General features: G+C 62.1%; 16 protein-coding genes, 1 pseudogene and 2 riboswitches. Of the genes and pseudogenes, 7 read left to right on the top strand and 10 right to left on the bottom strand.

Annotation, left to right across the window (positions count from 1 at the left end; translation table 11 throughout):
- Window positions 1–33: 33 nt before the first annotated feature.
- Both gcvH and gcvT read right to left on the bottom strand, forming a co-directional pair.
- A complete protein-coding gene (gene gcvH, locus V5B40_RS13930; protein WP_332355063.1) occupies window positions 34–417 on the bottom strand; it encodes a glycine cleavage system protein GcvH in 384 nt (127 codons plus the stop codon).
- Window positions 418–481: 64 nt separating this feature from the next.
- Window positions 482–1,570, bottom strand: coding sequence for a glycine cleavage system aminomethyltransferase GcvT (gene gcvT, locus V5B40_RS13925; RefSeq protein ID WP_332355062.1), 1,089 nt, complete (start codon window positions 1,568–1,570; stop codon window positions 482–484).
- Window positions 1,571–1,647: 77 nt separating this feature from the next.
- Window positions 1,648–1,753, bottom strand: a riboswitch (glycine riboswitch).
- A 3-nt stretch (window positions 1,754–1,756) separates the two neighbouring features.
- A riboswitch (glycine riboswitch) is annotated at window positions 1,757–1,843 on the bottom strand.
- Between the two features lie 340 nt (window positions 1,844–2,183).
- On the opposite strand from gcvT, the gene V5B40_RS13920 reads away from it, so the two are divergent.
- From V5B40_RS13920 to V5B40_RS13900, 5 genes are all read left to right on the top strand, one after another.
- A complete protein-coding gene (locus V5B40_RS13920) occupies window positions 2,184–2,897 on the top strand; it encodes a PEP-CTERM sorting domain-containing protein (RefSeq protein ID WP_332355061.1) in 714 nt (237 codons plus the stop codon).
- A 369-nt stretch (window positions 2,898–3,266) separates the two neighbouring features.
- The gene (locus tag V5B40_RS13915; RefSeq protein ID WP_332355060.1) at window positions 3,267–4,814 is read left to right on the top strand and encodes an MraY family glycosyltransferase; all 1,548 of its coding nucleotides are present in this window, start codon (window positions 3,267–3,269) and stop codon (window positions 4,812–4,814) included.
- A gap of 1 nt (window position 4,815) precedes the next feature.
- Complete coding sequence (locus V5B40_RS13910) at window positions 4,816–5,256, top strand: low molecular weight protein-tyrosine-phosphatase (RefSeq protein WP_332355059.1); 441 nt, start codon at window positions 4,816–4,818, stop codon at window positions 5,254–5,256.
- A gap of 281 nt (window positions 5,257–5,537) precedes the next feature.
- The gene (locus V5B40_RS13905) at window positions 5,538–6,737 is read left to right on the top strand and encodes a polysaccharide biosynthesis/export family protein (protein ID WP_332355058.1); all 1,200 of its coding nucleotides are present in this window, start codon (window positions 5,538–5,540) and stop codon (window positions 6,735–6,737) included.
- 215 nt (window positions 6,738–6,952) lie between these two features.
- Window positions 6,953–9,133, top strand: a complete 2,181-nt coding sequence (locus tag V5B40_RS13900) for a polysaccharide biosynthesis tyrosine autokinase (protein WP_332355057.1) — start codon at window positions 6,953–6,955, stop codon at window positions 9,131–9,133.
- Here V5B40_RS13900 and rlmB read toward each other — a convergent pair.
- From rlmB to V5B40_RS13860, 8 genes are all read right to left on the bottom strand, one after another.
- Window positions 9,130–9,909, bottom strand: a complete 780-nt coding sequence (gene rlmB, locus V5B40_RS13895; RefSeq protein ID WP_332355056.1) for a 23S rRNA (guanosine(2251)-2'-O)-methyltransferase RlmB — start codon at window positions 9,907–9,909, stop codon at window positions 9,130–9,132. The genes V5B40_RS13900 and rlmB overlap by 4 nt on opposite strands.
- A gap of 95 nt (window positions 9,910–10,004) precedes the next feature.
- Window positions 10,005–11,081: a hypothetical protein gene (locus tag V5B40_RS13890; protein ID WP_332355055.1), complete on the bottom strand. Its 1,077-nt coding sequence runs from the start codon at window positions 11,079–11,081 to the stop codon at window positions 10,005–10,007.
- A gap of 21 nt (window positions 11,082–11,102) precedes the next feature.
- Window positions 11,103–12,410: a sulfate adenylyltransferase subunit 1 gene (locus tag V5B40_RS13885; RefSeq protein ID WP_434735876.1), complete on the bottom strand. Its 1,308-nt coding sequence runs from the start codon at window positions 12,408–12,410 to the stop codon at window positions 11,103–11,105.
- On the bottom strand, window positions 12,410–13,330 hold the full coding sequence (cysD, locus tag V5B40_RS13880) for a sulfate adenylyltransferase subunit CysD (RefSeq protein WP_332355054.1): 921 nt from the start codon (window positions 13,328–13,330) through the stop codon (window positions 12,410–12,412). The genes V5B40_RS13885 and cysD overlap by 1 nt, the downstream gene beginning before the upstream one ends.
- Before the next feature lie 42 nt (window positions 13,331–13,372).
- Entirely contained in the window at window positions 13,373–14,098 is a 726-nt protein-coding gene (locus V5B40_RS13875; protein ID WP_332355053.1) for a phosphoadenylyl-sulfate reductase, read from the bottom strand.
- Entirely contained in the window at window positions 14,095–14,622 is a 528-nt protein-coding gene (locus tag V5B40_RS13870; RefSeq protein WP_332355052.1) for a DUF934 domain-containing protein, read from the bottom strand. Before V5B40_RS13870 ends, V5B40_RS13875 begins: the two co-directional genes overlap by 4 nt.
- On the bottom strand, window positions 14,615–16,333 hold the full coding sequence (locus V5B40_RS13865; RefSeq protein WP_332355051.1) for a nitrite/sulfite reductase: 1,719 nt from the start codon (window positions 16,331–16,333) through the stop codon (window positions 14,615–14,617). The genes V5B40_RS13870 and V5B40_RS13865 overlap by 8 nt, the downstream gene beginning before the upstream one ends.
- Window positions 16,334–16,397: 64 nt before the next feature.
- Complete coding sequence (locus V5B40_RS13860; RefSeq protein ID WP_332355050.1) at window positions 16,398–17,174, bottom strand: sulfite exporter TauE/SafE family protein; 777 nt, start codon at window positions 17,172–17,174, stop codon at window positions 16,398–16,400.
- 107 nt (window positions 17,175–17,281) lie between these two features.
- Between V5B40_RS13860 and V5B40_RS13855 the strand changes: the two genes are divergently transcribed.
- Together V5B40_RS13855 and V5B40_RS13850 are read left to right on the top strand one after the other, a co-directional pair.
- Entirely contained in the window at window positions 17,282–18,229 is a 948-nt protein-coding gene (locus V5B40_RS13855; protein ID WP_332355049.1) for a CysB family HTH-type transcriptional regulator, read from the top strand.
- A 283-nt stretch (window positions 18,230–18,512) separates the two neighbouring features.
- Window positions 18,513–18,629 (top strand): annotated as a pseudogene (locus V5B40_RS13850) (thioredoxin domain-containing protein); the annotation flags it as partial.
- Window position 18,630 lies beyond the last annotated feature (1 nt).

Genomic DNA, 18,630 nt, shown 5'->3' with positions numbered 1-18,630 from the left:
TTTTCCGGTGGTAATGGTGGCGATGCGATCTGCCTAAACGGCGTCTACTAGTTGCTGGTAGGCGGTGGCATCGAGCAGCGCGTCCAGGTCAGCGGCAGCGGCCGGTTGCATCTTGAACAACCAGGCAGCGTAGGCGTCCTGATTGACCACTTCCGGGCTATCCACGGCGATCGGATTGACTTCGACGATGCTGCCGGTGAGCGGTGCGTAAACATCGGAGGCTGCTTTCACCGATTCGACGACTGCCACCTCCTGATCGGCAGAAAACTCGACGCCGACATCCGGAAGTTCGACGAAAACGAGGTCGCCAAGCAGCTCCTGAGCGTGATCGGTGATCCCGACGGTAATTGTGCCGTCGGCTTCGGCGCGGACCCATTCGTGATTCCGGGTGTACTTGAGGTCGCTGGGGATGTTCATTTTTACTCCTGACAAATTGGATGAAAGCTGCCAATTGACAAATTGACAAATTGACAATACGGAATTAAACCAGAATGCTTCCCTTGCGCACAAAGCAAGGCTTGACCACCCGGGCAGCGAGGAGCTTGTCGCGAATCGCCACTTCGACTGTGTCACCGATCGCGGCGGCGAGCGGCAGTCGGGCCAGGGCGATTGATTGCTGCATCGTCGGCGAAAAACTGCCGCTGGTAATCTCCCCGGCCCCCTGGCTGGTGACGACTTTCTGGTGCGCACGCAGGACGCCGCGGTCCTTGAGCAGCAGACCGAGAAACTGCTGCTGCTGTGGTCTGGTGACGAGCGCCGCCTTGCCGACGAAGTCACGCGGGGCGACGAGGTCGACGGTCCACGCCAGGCCGGCGTCGAGCGGCGAGATATTCTCGTCCATGTCCTGGCCATAGAGATTCATGCCCGCTTCCAGGCGCAGCGTGTCGCGGGCGCCGAGACCGCAGGGCTGGACGCCGGTGTCGGCGAGCGCTGTCCATAGCTCGCTCGCCTGTTCGGCGGGTAAAGTGATTTCGTAACCGTCTTCACCGGTGTAGCCGGTACGAGCAATAAAAAGATCCCCGCAGCGCGCGGCAAAAAATGGCTGCAAGGATTCGCATGCCGAACGGCAGTCGGGCAGTGCCTGCCAGACTTTCTGGCGGGCGTTCGGGCCTTGCACGGCGATCATCGCCAGGGCGCCAGCCCCCTCGCGGCGTTGCGTGATCGTCGCCGCAAGCTGCCAGTCAGCGAGGCGGCCAGCCATCCAGCGCAGATCCTTGGCCGCAGTACCGGCGTTGATAACCAACCGGTAGTTGCTTTCGTCGAGGTAATAGACAATCAGGTCGTCGATCACGCCGCCGGCTTCGTTGAGCATCGCGCTGTACAGCGCCTTGCCCGCGACCTGCAGCCTGTCGATGTTGTTGGCGATCAGGCGGCGCAGGAAGGCAGCGCTATCAAGTCCCGTGATATCCACAACGCACATGTGAGAAACGTCGAACATGCCGGCGTCGCGGCGTACCGCGTGGTGTTCCTCGATCTGCGAGCCGTAGTGAAGAGGCATCTCCCAGCCGCCGAAATCGACCATCCGGGCGCCGCTTCGGCGATGGTCCTCGTTGAGCACAGTTTTCTGCATCGTATCAGACCCTTGTACGAGATTGTTGATGTGGATTCCAGAAACGAAAAAGGGGCGAACTCGCATCGAGTTCACCCCCCTGTCCATGTACCTGAGAGATTTTGCAGCCGAAAAGTGAATCGCAGCCGCAGGCCCCATCGGTGGGCGCTGCGCTAAAAAACAAGCGCGCGCCGCTCTCCAGAGTTCATTGCACGAACGGTCCTTTTGCCTGAGCGTTTCCGGGTGGATTGCGCCTTCGGCGGCGGTTTTGCCGCCCTCTCCCATTCGCGAGGCAACTATAGCGCGTGGCGACCTGCGATCGCAAGCTTGCCGACCGACCCTGATTGGGCAATGATGCCCTTGGGCCGTGGCGTTCCCGCCGAGCAGCGACTGTGGAGAGGTGTCGACTTATTTTACACTGGTCGGCATCGCGGGAAGCTGGCTAGCTGCTCGGAAGCGTAGGATGTGTTTTTACAAGGTTGTTTTGTAACGGTAAATGAATTTTCGAAGAGATTGTGGCGCAATTCTTGCTTTGCTATTGTCGCATCAAACCTAGCACGCTGGATTGACCAGTCCGCCGCTTTGGCAGACTACAGTCGGCTAGAATTGCAACTATCAAAAGGAGCTACTCGAGATGAATCTCAAGTCAAATTTTTCCAAAGCACTTGCCGTAGCGGGGCTGGCGGCAGGGGTTATGGCCGCTACGCCCGCTATTGCCGGGTTCAAGGGGGCCATGAACCTGGATCTCACCAATGGGTGCTTCGCGACCAGCACTGATCAGTGCGGGGCGCGGCCTGAGCAGACTCCGGGGGGGCTGCAGTCGATGGCCTATGCGACAGGCCAGTTCCATTTCACGGACACGCTCCTCAGCGTGTACGGCGGCACGGCCGGGCTGTCGACTCAGCCGTTCAGTTACACTGGCGTGGTCGACATGAACGCAGGATCGACAGAGCTGAATGTCACCAACTTCTTCGATGCGGCAATGGCGTGGCCGAACTACACTGCTCTATCGTCTGATCCTATCATGCAGTTTGGTTTTGGGCTTCTCCAGGCGATCACCCTTCAGGGTAATAACGGCGTGCTGCCGCTGGACCCGAGTCATACCGTGTTCTACGCCCTGACCGGCGTCACCGGCAGTCAGGCTGACAATATGGGTAGCTTCGCGGCTTGGTCTTTCAATAACTTCAACGACGTGTCGCAGGCATTGTTTGGACAAGATCTGCCAGCTGATGCCTATTTCAATATTCATGTCAACCTTACAGCCATTCCCGAGCCGGCCTCCATGGCGTTGGTCGGTCTTGGCCTCCTGGGGCTGGGCGCGATGTGCAGACGTAAGGTTGTCGCCTGAGGAAAAACGTCTCCGGTCGGTGTTTATCGAACCCCGCTTCGGCGGGGTTCGCCGGCAAGAGCCAGGCGCCGTGTTAGCCTTCTCGACGCTGGCGTGGGTGCGTGACAGCACGTCGTCCCGTTGGCGTGTCCGTCGGCCAGGCGCGACGATGGGCGATAGTGCGAAAGGCTGCTCGGAGGATTCGTCGTTGTCGCCTGCGGGCCGCCGCCACTCTCGTTCCGCCGATTTCCGCGTTTGACACCGGGCGTGTCGCGTCTCCAGGGACAGGGACGCAATGAGGCAATCGTCGCAACGCCAAGGTAGAAAACGTGTAAAATTATGGCATTACGTCAGTCTCAATTGTGTCTGATGGGTAAGGGGAGACTAGTGATGGAGCTTGCCGGATTGTTTGGCGTTTGTTTTCTGATTTGCGGCGCCGCCATTCGACTTGCCATGAGCCTGGCAGACTGGCTGGGGATGTTGGACCGCCCCTGTGGGCACAAACAACACGAGGTGAGCACGCCATTCGTCGGTGGGGTGGGTATCCTTGCCGTCCTGCTCAGCTTGTTCCTTGTGCTCGACCCATTGTTTGGCGGTTTTGTTGTTTCCCCGCTGCAGGGCATTTTGATTGGTGTGCTGGTCCTTTTTCTTACCGGTCTTGCCGACGACATTGTGCACCTCAGCTTCAAGCTGCGTTTGGTTGTTCAGGCGATGGTCGCCCTGTCAATGGTTTTTGTCGGCGGCGTCGAGTTGTTGTCTTTCGGAGAGCTTCTTCCTGGCTGGGGCTTCGATCTTGGTTGGCTGTCCATCCCGATGACGCTTTTCGCCACTGTCGGACTGATCAATGCGGTCAATATGATCGACGGGATCGACGGGCTGTCGGGCGCGCTGAGTTTGGTCAGCCTGACACTTGTCGGCTTGGTCGCCTTTTTCGCGGGGCAAGGCGCCTATCTTGTCCTCGTCGTTGCGCTGATCGCCGGCCTGGCAGGCTTCCTGTACTACAACCTGCGCTATCCGGGAAACAGTCGGGCGCGGGTGTTTCTCGGTGATAACGGCAGCATGGTGCTGGGCTTCCTGTTCGCCTGGTTGTTCATCGCCCTGTCGCAGGGGGACTCGCCGGCGATGACTCCGGTGACCGCTTTGTGGCTGTTTGCGGTGCCGCTGATGGATACGGTTGGTGTCATGCTGCGGCGCATCTGGCTGCGCAAGTCGCCTTTTCGAGCCGACCGTCATCACTTGCACCACCTTTTCGTTCGTGCCGGATATCGGGTTTGTGATGTCGTCGCGTTTGCCGCGCTCGCGCAGCTTTTCCTGGGTCTGATCGGTGTCGGTGGCCTGCTGCTGGGGGTTCCCGAATATCTGATGTTCTGGCTCTTCCTGATCGTTTTTGGGGCTTACTTGCTGGTGATTCTGCGCCCATGGCGGTTGGTGCCCGGGCTGCGCCGGATCAATCGTGCGCTTGGCCTTCCCTCGGTTCAGGTACGCGGAATTTTTGTTGGCTATGTGCGTCGGGAGAAGTTTCCTGATCTGCTTGGCTTGATAGGCGAGCGGCTGGAGGCCAGCAGCTATGACTACCAGCTGAGCGTGTACCAGGTAAACAGCTCGGCGACCGATGGTCGTAACGTCTATTGTGTGGTGCATGTTCCGGCGAACGGCGATGAGCGTCTGATCGGCAAAGTCCAGCGTGATGTGTCGGCAATCAAGAAACACCTCCGTCGGCGGCACGATGTCGATGTTCGCCTTTTCATGCGCCGTCAGGACGAGAACGACTCGCGAGCCAGTGCGCTTGAAGACAGGACGATGGACAGCAGTCAACGTTGGCACGAGCGGCGCAGTGTACGCAGCACGCTGATCTACTCCATGGAGCGCGGCGGCGGGATGATGAACGGCGGCGGAGTGGCCTTCGAAGTCAGCGTGCCTCCCGTGAGGGAGAGCTGAGATGTTCAACAGAATTCTCACCGTGTGCACAGGAAACATTTGTCGCAGTCCGGCGGCCGAGTTTTTTCTTCGGCAGCGTATTAAAGCGCTCGGTCGACCGGTTGAGGCCCAGTCAGCGGGTATCGGTGCGCTGGTCAACCACCCCGCCGATGCGACGACCTGCGCGATGATGCAATCGCGCGGCGTCGACCTCAGCGCGCACCGCGGCAGCCAGTTGGTCCGTGAGCGCCTGCGCTGGGCCGAGCTGGTTCTGGTGATGGAACAGCACCATCGCGACGCGGTGCTGGTACTGGACCCCGCTGCCCGCGGCAAGACCTTCCTGCTCGGGCACTGGACGAATACCGAAATCCCCGACCCCTATCGGCGCGGCGATGAAGCGCACGCGGAAGCATTGCGCCTGATCGAAGCCGCAGTCGGGCCCTGGGTCGAAAAGCTCGGCTGAACGAGCTGAGAAGTCGCGGGCGCTATTGCGCGGGAACGTGAAATAGCGCACGTGCAATCGCCCCGAGCGGCGTTATCTGCGGGCGTGATTCGAGACTCCCCTGCACCATGAACACTGCTGGCACCGTGTTGTGCGAAGGGCCGTGGCGTGTCCGGCCGTGACGCACGGTGCCCAGTGGGCGGCTGCATTTGCGGTGCCTGCGCTCGCGATGTAAACTTCGCGGCGCTTTGTTACCCAGGGTGCCGACGAGAGCACGAACGAATAGAAACGAGGATCTGAGTATGAAAATGTCGTCCGTGGTGCCTGGTCGAATCCGGCACCTCTTGATCGCTCTTGCCGTCAGCGCTCTGGCAGGCTGCAGCCTTGTTCCCGGTAACCAGAGCTACAGCGACCGCGACGAGTCTGCGGTGATGTTGCCGGTCCAGCAGGGGGACGCTCTGGTGCCGGCCCACATCAAGATCAAGCCGATTACTGCCGAACTGATCGTCGACATGTTCAAGGCCGCCCGGCCGCCCATCGGCGACGGCACCAGCGTTGCCAGGAAGGCGACGGAGAACGCGCCGCGTCCCGGCAGCAAGGATTTCGGACCGACGCCCGAGTACAAACTTGGGCCGGGCGACATCATTTCGATCATCGTCTGGGATCACCCCGAGCTGACCATTCCGGCCGGCAGCTTCCGCACCGCCGAGCAGGCGGGCACCGTTGTCGCCGACGATGGAACGATCTATTTTCCGTACGCGGGAGTGATCAACGTCCAGGGCAAGAGCACCGCTGAAGTGCGCAAGATCTTGTCGGCCAAGTTGGCCAAATACATCGAGCAGGTGCAGCTCGATGTGCGCATGGTGGCTTTCCGCAGCCAGCAGGTCTATGTCGTCGGCGAGGTGAGCAAACCGGGTATCCAGCCCGTGACCGATATTCCGATGACGGTTATCGAGGCGGTCAACCGCGCCGGTGGCTTCACGCCGGAGGCCGACTACAGCCGGGTGCTGCTGACTCGTCGTGGCAGCACCTATCTGGTCGATATCCAGGCAATGTACGACTATGGTGCGACGGCACAGAATGCCTTGCTGGAGCACGGCGACATCATCAATGTCGCGGACCGCAGCTACAACAAGATCTTCGTGCTTGGCGAAGTCGTTCGGCCTGGCTCACAAGTGATGAACAAGAAGCGCTCGACGCTCGCCGAAGCGCTCAGCGACGCTGGCTATATCAGTCAGACGACTTCCAACCCACGCTGGATCTATGTCATGCGCGGCGACACCGAGACTCCGGAGCTCTTCCATCTGGATTCCCGTCTGCCGGATGCCATGTTGCTCGCCGATCGCTTTCCGCTGCGGCCGCGCGATGTTGTCTATGTCGATGCGGCGGCAGTCGTTCGCTGGCAGCGCGTGATCTCCCAAATCCTGCCGACGGCGGTGTTGCTTAATACAACCAGCCAGACGCAATATCCACTTTTCGGCGGCCAACAACCGCAGTACTGATCTCGACGAGCTTTTCTTCCACGGCAGGCCTGTCGGGGGCTGACCAAGCCGCTGGCTAAGCTCCCCCGCAAACGACTGCCTAACATGCTGAGCCGCCCAGCCAAGACTCTGGCGGCGGCACTCACGGACGATCCATGGACAACCACCAGTCGCAAAACTCTTCCACCGCACCAGGAGTCGCCGGCCGATCAGACGCTCAGGCGCAAGCGCAGCCGATGCAGCAGATGTCCTCGGAAGACGAGGACGAAGGGCTGGCCCTTGGCGAGATCGTTGCCGTACTCATGGACTATCGGTGGTTGATTGCCGCGGTGAGCCTGTTGGCCCTTGTTCTTGGCCTGGCTTGGGTGTTTGTTGCGAAGCCGATCTACCAGGCGGATGGTCTCTTGCAAGTCGAGGAGAAAAGCTCCGGAATGGGCTCCCTCGCGGCCCTGCAGCCGCTTTTGGGTGATGAGACAACGGTCTCAGCGGAACTCGAAATCCTCAGCTCGCGGATGGTCCTCGGGCGGGTGGTCAGCAAGCTGAAGCTGGACATCGTGGCCGTTCCCAGAACACTGCCCTTGATTGGCGGCGCAGTCAGCCGGCGCTACGAAGGTGATGAACCGAATTCGCCGTGGCTGGGTCTGTCGAGTTTTGCATGGGGTGGTGACCGCATTCAGGTCGATTCGCTCGACGTTCCGGGACGCGCTCTGGATCAGAGACTCACCCTGGTCGCTGGTGACGACAGCACTTTCGAAGTGCTGGATTGGGAGGATCAGCCACTCCTCAAGGGTAAAGCGGGGACGCGTGCCAGTAACCAGGATTACTCGATTTTCGTCGCGCAGCTCCAGGCGCGGCCAGGAACACAGTTTCGGTTGATGAAACTTTCCGCCGAAACAGCCGTGGACAATCTGCGCAAAAGTTACTCGGTCAAGGAGCGCGGCAAGAAGTCGAGTATCCTCGAGTTGAGTCTGGTGGGGCCGGATCCTGAGCAGATTGGCATTGTTCTCGACGACATCATGAATACCTATGTTCGCCAGAATGTGGAACGGCGTTCGGCCGAAGCCGAGAAGACCCTGGCCTTTCTCGAAACCCAGCTTCCCGCTCTCAAGACACAGGTCGATAGCGCCGAGGCGGCGTACAACAACTATCGTCAAAGCCGTGGTTCTCTCGACTTGAGCCTGGAGACGCAGGGGGTGCTGAAGTCTCTGCTCGAGGTCGAAAACGCCGCCGTGTTGCTCAAGCAGGAGCGGGACGAACTGCGCGAGCGCTTCACTCCAGAGCATCCCAGGATTCAGGCGATGGACAACAAGTTGCAGCGTCTCACCGAGCGTCGCAAGGCCTTTGACGCCGATGTCGCGGCCTTGCCGGATACGCAGCAGACGGTTCTCCGTCTGGCGCGTGATGTCGAAGTCTCGAACAGGCTCTATACCGAACTGCTCAATACCGCCCAGCAATTGCGGGTATCAAAGGCAGGTACGGTGGGCGATGTGCGCATCATTGATCCGGCGGCGGTCGCTCGTGAACCGGTTGGCGCCAAGCCGATCGCGATTCTGGCCATTTCCCTGCTGCTCGGCGTGCTGCTGAGCATGGTCATCATCTGGCTGCTGCGGGCGCTGCGTGTGGTTGTCGAGGACCCCGAGATCATCGAGTCGCAGCTAGGCCTGCCGGTCTATGCCACGGTCCCGCACAGCAAGACCGAAATTGATTTGCACCGCAAGTCGAAAGCAGGCGTCGGCGAGTTGCTGGCCGTGTCTTTTCCGGAAGACGACGCGGTCGAGAGCCTGCGCGGCCTGCGCACGACGCTTCACTTTGCGTTGCTTGACGCAAAACGCAACTCCCTGTTGATCACCGGTTCGAGTCCCGGCCTCGGCAAGAGCTTCATTTCCAAGAACCTTGGTGTCGTGCTGGCACAGGTCGGCAAGCGCGTGGTGATCGTCGATGCGGACCTGCGCCGTGGGCATATCCACAAGGAGTTCGGCAGGGAGCGTGCGTGCGGAATCTCGGAGTACGTTGCCGGACAGGCTTCGCTGGACGCGATTCTGAAAACGACTTCAGTCGCCAATCTGTGGGTGATCTCTACCGGCCAGATCCCGCCCAATCCTTCCGAGTTGCTCATGCACGAGCGCTTTGTCACCTTGCTGACGCAACTCGGCGAACGCTTCGACACCGTGATCGTCGATGCGCCGCCGGTGCTGGCCGTTTCCGATGCGGCGATCATTGGACGCCATGTCGGTGCCACCCTGATGGTCGCCCGTTCGGGCAAGCACCCGATTCGCGAACTCGAGCAAGCGGTCAAGCGCCTCAATCAGGCTGGCGTCGAAGTCAAGGGCTTCGTCTTCAACGACCTCAATGTCAGCCGCCAGCGTTACCGCTACGGTTACAAAGGCTACGTCTACCGCTACTCGTACAAGGATTAGGAACTATTGGAACGGCTGGAATTGCCGAAGTTGCTGGCTGGCCCGCGCCGACGGCGCGCCTCGTAGAGGCAGACGCCGGTGGCGACCGAGACATTGAGGCTGGCGACCGAGCCGAGCATCGGGATGTTCACCAGTTGGTCGCAGGTCTCGCGCGTCAGGCGGCGCAGACCGTCGCCTTCGGCGCCGAGTACCCAGGCGCAGGCCGTTGGCCACTGGGCGCTGTAGAGATCGTCATTGGCGTCGGCATCGGTTCCGACGATCCAGATTTCCCTTTCCTTTAGTTCGCGCAGTGTGCGTGCGAGATTGGTGACCGTGACGTACGGGACCGTCTCGGCGGCACCACTGGCCACTTTCACGGCCGCCTGCGTCAAGCCAACGGCACGATCCTTGGGCGCGACGACCGCGTGCGCGCCGACGGCATCGGCAACTCGCAGGCAGGCGCCGAGGTTATGCGGATCCTGAATGCCGTCGAGGATCAGCAGGAAGGCCGGTTCGTCGAGAGTGTCGAGAACGTCATCCAGAGTCACGTGCCGCGGCGTCGCATCGACCGTGGCGATCACTCCCTGGTGCCGGGCGCCTGGCGCCATCGCCTGCAGTCGCGCGCCGTCCACCGGCAGGATGCGCACCGTGGCGAACTCCGCCTGGCGAACCAGATCACGCAGGCGAGCGTCGTGGCGAGCCGCGTCGACGTAGATTTCACGAATTGCGCCGGGGTCGTGACGGAGTTTGGCGAGCGTCGAATGGAAGCCGAAAATCAGGCGTGAATTCTGGGACATGATAGGCAAGGCCGGTAGACAGAGGGCGCGATTCTAACAGCTTGCCGCCACGCTCTGTCGCTTGGCCGGCCGCCGCCAGGTGTCTCGCGACGCGGCTACTGCTGGCTGGCGATCGCTTCCAGGGTTCGCGAGCGCCAGTCGAGGACCGCCGTGCGCGTTGTCATCTGCTCGCCGAGGCGGGGGAATTCACGGCGAATGACGTCGGCGGCGAAGCTCGACAGGAAGTTCGACTTGAGTTCGGCACGCGCGCGGTCTACGCCGATTTCCTCGTACGGCACCGACGCCAGGAGCAGAAAACCGTCGTCAGGAATGCGTCCAGCGCGCATGTTGGCCTCGATGATCCCGGCCGCCTTGCGGATCGGGACGTCGAGATTGGGGCTGTAGGGGCCGATGATCAAGGCGACATTGGGCGTGTGCAGGAAATCGAAGCCACGCCCGAGACAAATCGTCCACTCGCGGTGCTCAATGTCCAGCAGGCGCTCGCGACTGCGGATCTGCGAGCGTACGCTCGCGATATGTTCGAGATTACCGTGCAGCAGCGGCAGCAGATCGGCGCGCATCTGTGCCGGCATGTCGGGCAGCAGGGCGGCGAGGCGTTGTTCGAGTGTTGCCCGGTCGGCGGCGGTCAAGCTGGCGAGGTGCAGTTGTTCGCCAGTTGTGCCGTGGATCACCAGTGCGTCTTCGTCGGTTTCGAAACCGCATACCAGCGGATAGACGGTACCGTGGTCGCTGCCGAAAATGTGTTCGACCTGGCGGCGTATCTCGTAGGTATGGGCGATGGCTGCCGCCGTGTCGTAGTCGAAGCCGGCACAACCGCGCCGTGGCTCGCCCTCCGAGTAGTGGTAGGTGACCAGGAAAAGCACATGCCGTCCGGCGTTGACGACGCGCTGCACATGGTGCGCGAGCACTTCGCCGAGGTGCGGCCAGCCGAGGTCGAAGATCCCACCGAGGTTGCGAAAAGGCATCAGCAGGCCGACCGGGGTGTTGGTCGCCACCGGGATGTTGATGCGTCCGTCCATGCACTTGAGGACCGCGATCGCCGTCGGGTGCTCGGCCTGATAGCGCTGGCGTGCCAGCCAGGCTTCCGGGCTGCGGTACATCGCCGCATGGCGCTCAGCCAGGCCGAACAGCCAGGCTATGCGTTCGGCGATCGGCTTTCCGTGAATATCCATGACCACAGCAGGCCGTGCCGGTCAGAGAATCATGCCGGCGCCGATGGTGTTGTTCGACGATTCGTCGATGACGATGAAGGCGCCGGTGCCGCGGCTTTCCGCGTAGGGGTCGGCAAAAATCGGCTGCGCCAGTTTGAAGCGCACGCGGGCGATGTCATTCATCACCAGCCGCTCGCACGCCTGTTGTTCCATGGTGTTGATATCGATGCGGTAATCGATGCCGGCGAGCATCGCCTTGCTGTCGCGGGTAGTGTGACGAATAAGGTATTTGCGGCGTGGGTCGAGCGCTGCTTCGGCCAGCCAGCAGAGCATGGCGTCGATCTGTTTGCTGAGCGTCGGCAGTTCGCCGCTCTTGACGATCATGTCGCCGCGCGAGATGTCGATCTCGTCGTCGAGGAGGATGGTCACCGATTGCTCGGCGGTGGCGCAGGGCAGTGACTCGGCGAGCACCTGGATGTCCTTGACGCGTGTCTCCAGGCCCGAGGGCAGCACCGTCACCGCGTCGCCGACCGCCAATTCGCCGGACTCGACACGGCCCATGAAGCCACGATAATCGTGTAGCTCCGGATTGGCCGAATCCTGCGGGCGGCAGACGTATTGCACCGGGAAGCGGAATTTTTCGGTGTGTGCGCTATGGACCGCCGGCACCGTTTCGAGGACTTCGATCAGGCTCGGCCCCTCGTACCAGCCAAGCCGCTCGCCACGCTCGACGATCATGTCGCCGTGCAGCGCCGACATCGGCATGAAGCGAATGTTTTCGATCCCCAGTCTGCCGGCGAAGGCCAGATAGTCGGCCTTGATGCGTGCGAAGATTTCTGGCGAGTAGTCGACCAGATCCATCTTGTTCACTGCCACGACGACCTGCGGGATGCCCAGCAGGTGCGCAATATAGGAGTGGCGGCGGGTCTGCGCGAGCACGCCCTTGCGGGCATCAATGAGGATGATCGCCAGGTCGGCCGTCGACGCGGCGGTGACCATGTTGCGCGTGTACTGCTCGTGGCCTGGGGCATCGGCGATGATGTATTTGCGCGTGCCGGTGGTGAAGTAACGATAGGCGACGTCGATGGTGATTCCCTGTTCGCGCTCGGCCTGCAGGCCGTCGGTGAGCAGCGACAGGTCGACAACATCCAGCCCGCGTTTTTCGGACGTGCGCTGCATGGCGTGCAGGGTGTCGGCGAGAATCGTCTTGCTGTCGTACAACAGGCGACCGATCAGCGTGCTCTTGCCGTCGTCGACGCTGCCGCAGGTCAGAAAGCGCAGCAGGCCGTTGTCGGGTGCATCTTCCAGGGGGAGTGCTTGCATGGGTTCAATGGGGTCGATTGCGGACATCAGAAATAGCCTTCCTTCTTGCGTTGCTCCATCGACGCGTCCGAGGTCTGGTCGTCGAGGCGGGTGGCGCCACGCTCGGTGATCGTCGTGATTGCCGTTTCGGCGATGATCTTGGCGACGCTGTCGGCGTCTGACTCGACCGGCGCTGTGCAGGTGATATCGCCGACGGTACGAAAGCGAACCATCCTTTCTTCCACCACTTCGCCGGGCTTGACCGGTGTCACCGCGGTGACCGGCAGCATGCCGCCGCTGCGCCGGACGATTGGGCGGCGGTGCGCGAAGTAGATCGATGGCAGGGCCAGTCGCTCGCGCTCGATGTACTGCCAGACGTCGATTTCGGTCCAGTTCGAGATCGGGAAAACGCGAATGTTTTCGCCTTTGAAGCTGCGTGCGTTATAGAGGTCCCAGAGCTCGGGGCGCTGGTTCTTGGGGTCCCATTGGCCGAATTCGTCGCGGAAGGAAAAAATTCGCTCCTTGGCACGTGCCTTTTCCTCGTCGCGGCGTGCCCCACCAATGCAGGCGTCGAAAGCGAATTCCTCGATTGCTTCGAGCAGGGTTATCGACTGGTGCTTGTTGCGCGGTTCGTCGGCGGACTTGAGAACCACCGTGCCGCGCGCCATCGAGTCCTCGAGCGAACGCACGATCAGCCGCTCGCCGAGCTCGGCGGCGCGCTGGTCGCGGAAGTCGGTGACTTCCTGGTAGTTGTGGCCGGTATCGATATGCATCAGCGGGAACGGGAAACGGCCTGGGCGAAAGGCTTTCTCGGCGATACGCAGCATGCAGATCGAGTCCTTGCCGCCGGAGAACAGCAGCACCGGGTTGCTGCATTGGCCGGCAACCTCGCGCATGATGTGGATGGCCTCGGATTCGAGCCAGTCGAGATGGGAAAGGGTGACACTGGAAAGTGCTGTGCTGCTCATGATTGACCTGTGTGATTCATCGGTTGTCTGTCGGTGCGGGTTTCAGGCGCGCTTGAGGTGCAAGCCGCATTCCTTCGAGTCTGGATTCTCCCACCACCAGCGGCCGGCGCGTACATCTTCTCCCGGCGTGATTGCGCGCGTGCACGGCGCGCAGCCGATGCTCGGGTAGAACTGGTCGTGCAGGGCGTTGTACGGTACCTGCTGCTGCTTGAGGTAGGCCCAGACTTCGCGTTCGCTCCATGCCGTGAGCGGGTTGAATTTCTCGAGGCCCCCGCTGCCGACGTCGAAACTGCGCAGCGGCAAGTCCTCACGAGTCGCCGATTGCTGCGCACGCATGCCGGTGATCCAGGCCTTGCGGCCGGCCAGCGCGCGTTGCAGGGGTTCGACCTTGCGGAAATGACAGCAGCCCTTGCGCAGCTCCACCGACTCGTAGAAAGCGTTGATGCCGTTCTCACGCGTCCATGCCTCGGCCAGATCGTGGCGCGGATAATACAGGCGCAGCGCAAGCCCGTAGTGACTTTTCACCCTGGCGATCAGCTCGTAAGTCTCGACCGGCAGGCGGCCGGTGTCGAGCGAGAAGATCTCGATGTCGAGCCGCTCGGTGACGATCAGATCGGTGAGCACCATGTCTTCGGCACCGAGACTGCTGGCAAAAGCGGCCGGCGAGAAATCGTCGGCGATTGCGCGCAACAGGTGGCGTGCGGCAGCGACTTTGCTGGCCAGCGCGTCGAGCAGCGCCGGGTCGTCGAGTGTGCCGAGGTGCTTCATGCCGCCTCCTGGCCGCGTGCCGTGCGCCGACGAAACAGCGGTTGCGGCTGGTCGACCGCCGCCTGGTAGGTGTCGCTGAAGACCGCCAGACCGGCGAGCGCCTTTTCGATGTCCTTGTCGGCACGCAGGGCGTAGGCGTCGATGCCGCAGCGGCGCATGAAGAACAGCTGGTCCTGCTGCACGTCGCCGAGGGCGCGAATCTCGCCGCGGTAGGCGTAGCGCTCGCGCAGCAGACGGGCGCTGGAGTAGCTGCGGCCGTCAGTGAACTTCGGGAAATTGACGCCGATGACCGGCAAACGTTCGAGGTCGTCAGCCACTGCTTCCGGACCCTCGCCGGCATCCAGCCAGACGCCGTGCGCCAGGCCTGCGGTGACGATCTCGTCGCGGCGCGCCAGCCAGACGGCCAGCGGCAGCAGTGTCGGCGCGGCGGGCAGGGCGACGGCTTCCGGGGTTTCGTTCTCGGCGAGGGTCAGCACCTGCCAGTGGTCTTCGACGATCTGCGTATTCTTGATGATCCTAGGCATTGACGATTTCCTTTGCTTGGCTTTCCTTGCCGGCGACCTTGGCCGTGCGGCGACGGTCGCGACCGGCGTAGGCGCGTGCCTTGAAGGGCTCGGCGCCGACACGCTGCCAGGTGTCGATGAAGCGCTCGCTGGCGGTGCGCCGTTCGAGATAGACGGCGATCAGTGCTTCGATGACCTCGGGCACTTCCTGGGCGTAGAAGGAAGGGCCGATGACCTTGCCGATGATCGCGTCGTTGCCCTGCTCGCCGCCGACGGTGATCTGGTACCACTCCTCGTCATTCTTGTCGACGCCGAGAATGCCGATGTTGGCGACGTGATGGTGGCCGCAGGAGTTCATGCAGCCGGAGATGTTGAGCGAGATGTCGCCGATGTCGTACAGATAGTCGAGGTCATCGAACTTGTCGTTCACCGCCTCGGCGATCGGTAGCGAGCGCGCATTGGCCAGCGCACAGAGGTCGCCGCCAGGGCAGCAGATCATGTCCGTCAGCAGACCGATGTTGGCGGTCGCCAGGCGCTGGCCGCGGGCGAGTTGCCAGAGCTCGTGCAGATCGCCCAGCTTGACGTCGGAAAGGATCAGGTTCTGTTCATGGCTGACGCGCAGCTCGCCGAAGCTGAAACGGTCGGCGAAGTCGGCGACGGCAATCATCTGCGCGTCGCTGATATTGCCGGGAGCGACGCCCGGCGCTTTCAGCGACAGCGTCACCGCCGCATAACCCGGCGTCTTGTGTGCGTGCACGCAGCGCTTGACCCAGTTGGCGAAAGCCTTGTCGGTCGTCAGGCGGGCGTTATGCACGGGGTCTTCGGCAGGCAGCGTCTCCCAGGCTGGCGGCTCGAAATGGCCGGCGATACGGTCGAACTCGGCGTCGGTGACCGTCGTCTCGCCGTCGCGCAGATGCGCCCACTCGGCCTCGACCTGGCGCGCAAACTCCTCGCTGCCGAGCGCCTGCACGAGAATCTTGATACGTGCCTTGTACATGTTGTCACGGCGACCGTAGCGGTTATACAGGCGCAGGATGGCCTCGAGGTAGGAGAGGATGTGCCGGCGCGGCAGAAACTCGCGAATCACCTTGCCGAGGATCGGCGTGCGCCCAAGACCGCCACCGACGAGGACCTTGAAGCCGATCTCGCCGCGCTCGTCGCTGACCACTTCGAGTCCGATGTCGTGCGCCCGGATCACCGCGCGGTCCTGCGCTGCGGCATTGACCGCGATCTTGAACTTGCGCGGCAGGAAGGCGAATTCCGGATGAAAAGTCGACCATTGCCGCAGCAGTTCGCAGTACGGGCGCGGGTCGACCAGTTCGTCCGGCGCGACGCCGGCAAACTGATCGCTGGTGATGTTGCGGATGCAGTTGCCCGAGGTCTGCACGGCGTGCATTTCGACGCTCGCCAGCTCGGCCAGGATCTCCGGGGTCTCCTCGAACTGCGGCCAGTTGAGCTGCATGTTCTGGCGCGTCGTGAAGTGCCCGACGGCACGGTCGTAGCGGCGCGATATTTCGGCCAGCTTGCGCAGCTGCGCCGACGAGAGCATGCCGTAGGGAATGGCGATGCGCAGCATCGGACCGTGCCGCTGGATGTAGAGCCCGTTCTGCAGGCGTAGCGGACGCAGCTCGTCAGCCGAGAGTTCGCCCGCCAGGTGGCGCTCCATCTGGCCGCGATACTGGCTTACGCGCTCGTCAATCAGTTGTTGGTCAGTACTGTCGTAGCGATACATGCGTCGCTCCTTATAAGAATGAAGCCATGCCTGCCATTCCGTGGATCAGGCCGGGCACGGGCATCTACTGGGCGATCAGCTTGCCGCCGATGATGAGCAGCATGCAGGCCAGGATGGGGCGAAGAATACGGTCCGGGATTTTCGCCGAGGCGTGGCTGCCGAGCCAGATCCCGGGTAGCGAGCCGAGCAGCAGGCTGCCGAGCAGTGACCAGTCGATACTGCCGAGCAGCCAGTGACCAAGGCCGGCGACCAGGGTCAGCGGCACGGCGTGCGCGACGTCGCTGCCGATGATGCGGATCGTCGGCAGCCTGGGGTAAAGGTAGAACAGCACGGCGACGCCAAGCGCCCCTGCGCCGACCGAAGAAACCGTGACCAGGATGCCGAGCAGGGCGCCGACAGCAATGGTGATTGGCGCCCGCAGCTTGGTATGTGCGCTGTCCTCGGCGTGTGCCAGGGCGTGGTCCTGCAGCTTGTGGCGGAAGATGATTGCCGCGGCGGTGAGCAGCAAGGCGATCCCCAGCGAAACCGAAATCACGTGCGAGACCTCGGTGCTCTGCTTGGGCAGGAAGGATAGCGCCCAGACCGTCAGCAGCGCGGCGGGAATACTACCCGTCGCCAGCAGGCGGGTGATGCGCCAGTCGACATGGCCTTTCCTGGCGTGCACGTAAGTGCCGCCGGCCTTGGTGATGGCTGCGTACAGCAGGTCGGTACCGACGGCCGTCGCCGGGTGGATGCCGAAGACCAGGACCAGCAGCGGCGTCATCAGCGAGCCGCCGCCGACGCCGGTGAGTCCGACGATGGCGCCAACGACAAAGCCCGACAAGGTGAACATCCAGTCCATCAAGGATCCGCTCTAGCGAAAATGAGCGCGCATGGTAGCAGCACAGAGTTTGATCGAAAAAGACTATTCAGTTAGATTGTTATAACCAACGGGAATTAAGGGTGGCGATGAAGCTCCAGCAACTGCGTTATCTGGTCGAAGTGGCGCAGCGAGGCCTCAACGTTTCGGAAGCCGCGGTGGCTTTGTATACCTCGCAGCCGGGAATCTCGAAACAGATCAAGCTGCTCGAAGACGAGCTTGGGGTGATCGTTTTCGAACGCAGCGGCAAGCGCCTGACAGCGGTCACCGAGCCGGGTAGGGCGGTGCTTGAAATCGCCGAACGCATCCTGCGCGATGCCGAGAACATTCGTCGCGTCGGCGAGGAGTACGCCGGCGGGGACTCCGGCAGCCTGGTCATCGCCACGACGCACACGCAGGCGCGCTACGCACTGCCCGGCGTCGTCAAGAACTTCGTCGACCGCCACCCCCGGGTGCGGCTGTCGTTGCGCCAGGGGCATCCGACGCAGATCGCCGAATGGGCGCTGAAAGGCGAGGCCGACATCGCCATCGCCACCGAAGCCCTCGACCAGTACCCGCAGTTGTTGATGCTCCCTTGCTACCAATGGGTGCACTGCGTGATCGCTCCCGACGGGCACGCTATCCTCGGCGAGAAACCCCTGTCATTGACCGCCCTGGCGCGCTGGCCACTGATCACCTACGACTCCGCCTTTGCCGGTCGTTCGCGCATCAACAAGGCTTTCGAGTTGGCGCAGCTGACGCCCAACGTCGTGCTTTCCGCCATTGACGCCGATGTCATCAAGACCTACGTGAGCCTTGGCCTCGGCCTCGGCATCATCGCCAGCATGGCTTTCGACGCCACCCGCGACGCCGGTCTGCAGGCACTGCCTGCCGAACATCTCTTTGGTTCGAACACCACACGCATCGGCTTGCGGCGCGGCAACCACATCCGTCGCTACGAATACGACTTCATCGAATTGTTTGCGCCGCAGCTGACGCGCAAAGCGGTCGATAGGGCCATTGCCGGTGCGCGGCCGGGGGAGGAATATCAGCTTTGAGCATCAGCCGCGCGAAGCGACGATTCACCGTGGCACTTCTCGTCGAGGTTTCCGACCGGCCCTGGCCTGATACCATCCGCCCATAGGCAAGGATCACGACAGCCGCACAAGCCCCATCACGCACGAGCCCGCACTCCGTGTCGAGGCTCCCCACACCTGTTCCGCAAGCGCGCGGTGCCCGGCGTCTGTGTGGAGTGAGCGTCGAGCGCCTGCGCCGGGTCAGGGCGGAACACTGCGCGCGATTCACGTAAGGCCGGTGATTGGTTGCCTTTTTTCAGCCGCTCGCCTGGCCAAGGTCAACACCGAGGAAGAGCAGGCGCTTGCTGCTCGCTTCGGCATGCGCTCGATTCCAACGCTGGTGGTGTTCAGGAAGGGCAGCTTGGTCCACAGTGCCTGGTAGA

Origin of the sequence: Candidatus Accumulibacter meliphilus (assembly GCF_036625345.1) — a bacterium.
GTDB classification, from domain to species: domain Bacteria; phylum Pseudomonadota; class Gammaproteobacteria; order Burkholderiales; family Rhodocyclaceae; genus Accumulibacter; species Accumulibacter meliphilus.
This window is presented reverse-complemented; position numbering and strand designations above follow the sequence as displayed.

Bases quoted from the DNA above. Each gene is read 5' to 3' on its own strand.
- gcvH (WP_332355063.1), bottom strand. From the start codon at position 417: ATGAACATCCCCAGCGACCTCAAGTACACCCGGAATCACGAATGGGTC.
- gcvT (WP_332355062.1), bottom strand. From the start codon at position 1,570: ATGCAGAAAACTGTGCTCAACGAGGACCATCGCCGAAGCGGCGCCCGG.
- V5B40_RS13920 (WP_332355061.1), top strand. From the start codon at position 2,184: ATGAATCTCAAGTCAAATTTTTCCAAAGCACTTGCCGTAGCGGGGCTG.
- V5B40_RS13915 (WP_332355060.1), top strand. From the start codon at position 3,267: ATGGAGCTTGCCGGATTGTTTGGCGTTTGTTTTCTGATTTGCGGCGCC.
- V5B40_RS13910 (WP_332355059.1), top strand. From the start codon at position 4,816: ATGTTCAACAGAATTCTCACCGTGTGCACAGGAAACATTTGTCGCAGT.
- V5B40_RS13905 (WP_332355058.1), top strand. From the start codon at position 5,538: ATGAAAATGTCGTCCGTGGTGCCTGGTCGAATCCGGCACCTCTTGATC.
- V5B40_RS13900 (WP_332355057.1), top strand. From the start codon at position 6,953: ATGCAGCAGATGTCCTCGGAAGACGAGGACGAAGGGCTGGCCCTTGGC.
- rlmB (WP_332355056.1), bottom strand. From the start codon at position 9,909: ATGTCCCAGAATTCACGCCTGATTTTCGGCTTCCATTCGACGCTCGCC.
- V5B40_RS13890 (WP_332355055.1), bottom strand. From the start codon at position 11,081: ATGGATATTCACGGAAAGCCGATCGCCGAACGCATAGCCTGGCTGTTC.
- V5B40_RS13885 (WP_434735876.1), bottom strand. From the start codon at position 12,410: ATGTCCGCAATCGACCCCATTGAACCCATGCAAGCACTCCCCCTGGAA.
- cysD (WP_332355054.1), bottom strand. From the start codon at position 13,330: ATGAGCAGCACAGCACTTTCCAGTGTCACCCTTTCCCATCTCGACTGG.
- V5B40_RS13875 (WP_332355053.1), bottom strand. From the start codon at position 14,098: ATGAAGCACCTCGGCACACTCGACGACCCGGCGCTGCTCGACGCGCTG.
- V5B40_RS13870 (WP_332355052.1), bottom strand. From the start codon at position 14,622: ATGCCTAGGATCATCAAGAATACGCAGATCGTCGAAGACCACTGGCAG.
- V5B40_RS13865 (WP_332355051.1), bottom strand. From the start codon at position 16,333: ATGTATCGCTACGACAGTACTGACCAACAACTGATTGACGAGCGCGTA.
- V5B40_RS13860 (WP_332355050.1), bottom strand. From the start codon at position 17,174: ATGGACTGGATGTTCACCTTGTCGGGCTTTGTCGTTGGCGCCATCGTC.
- V5B40_RS13855 (WP_332355049.1), top strand. From the start codon at position 17,282: ATGAAGCTCCAGCAACTGCGTTATCTGGTCGAAGTGGCGCAGCGAGGC.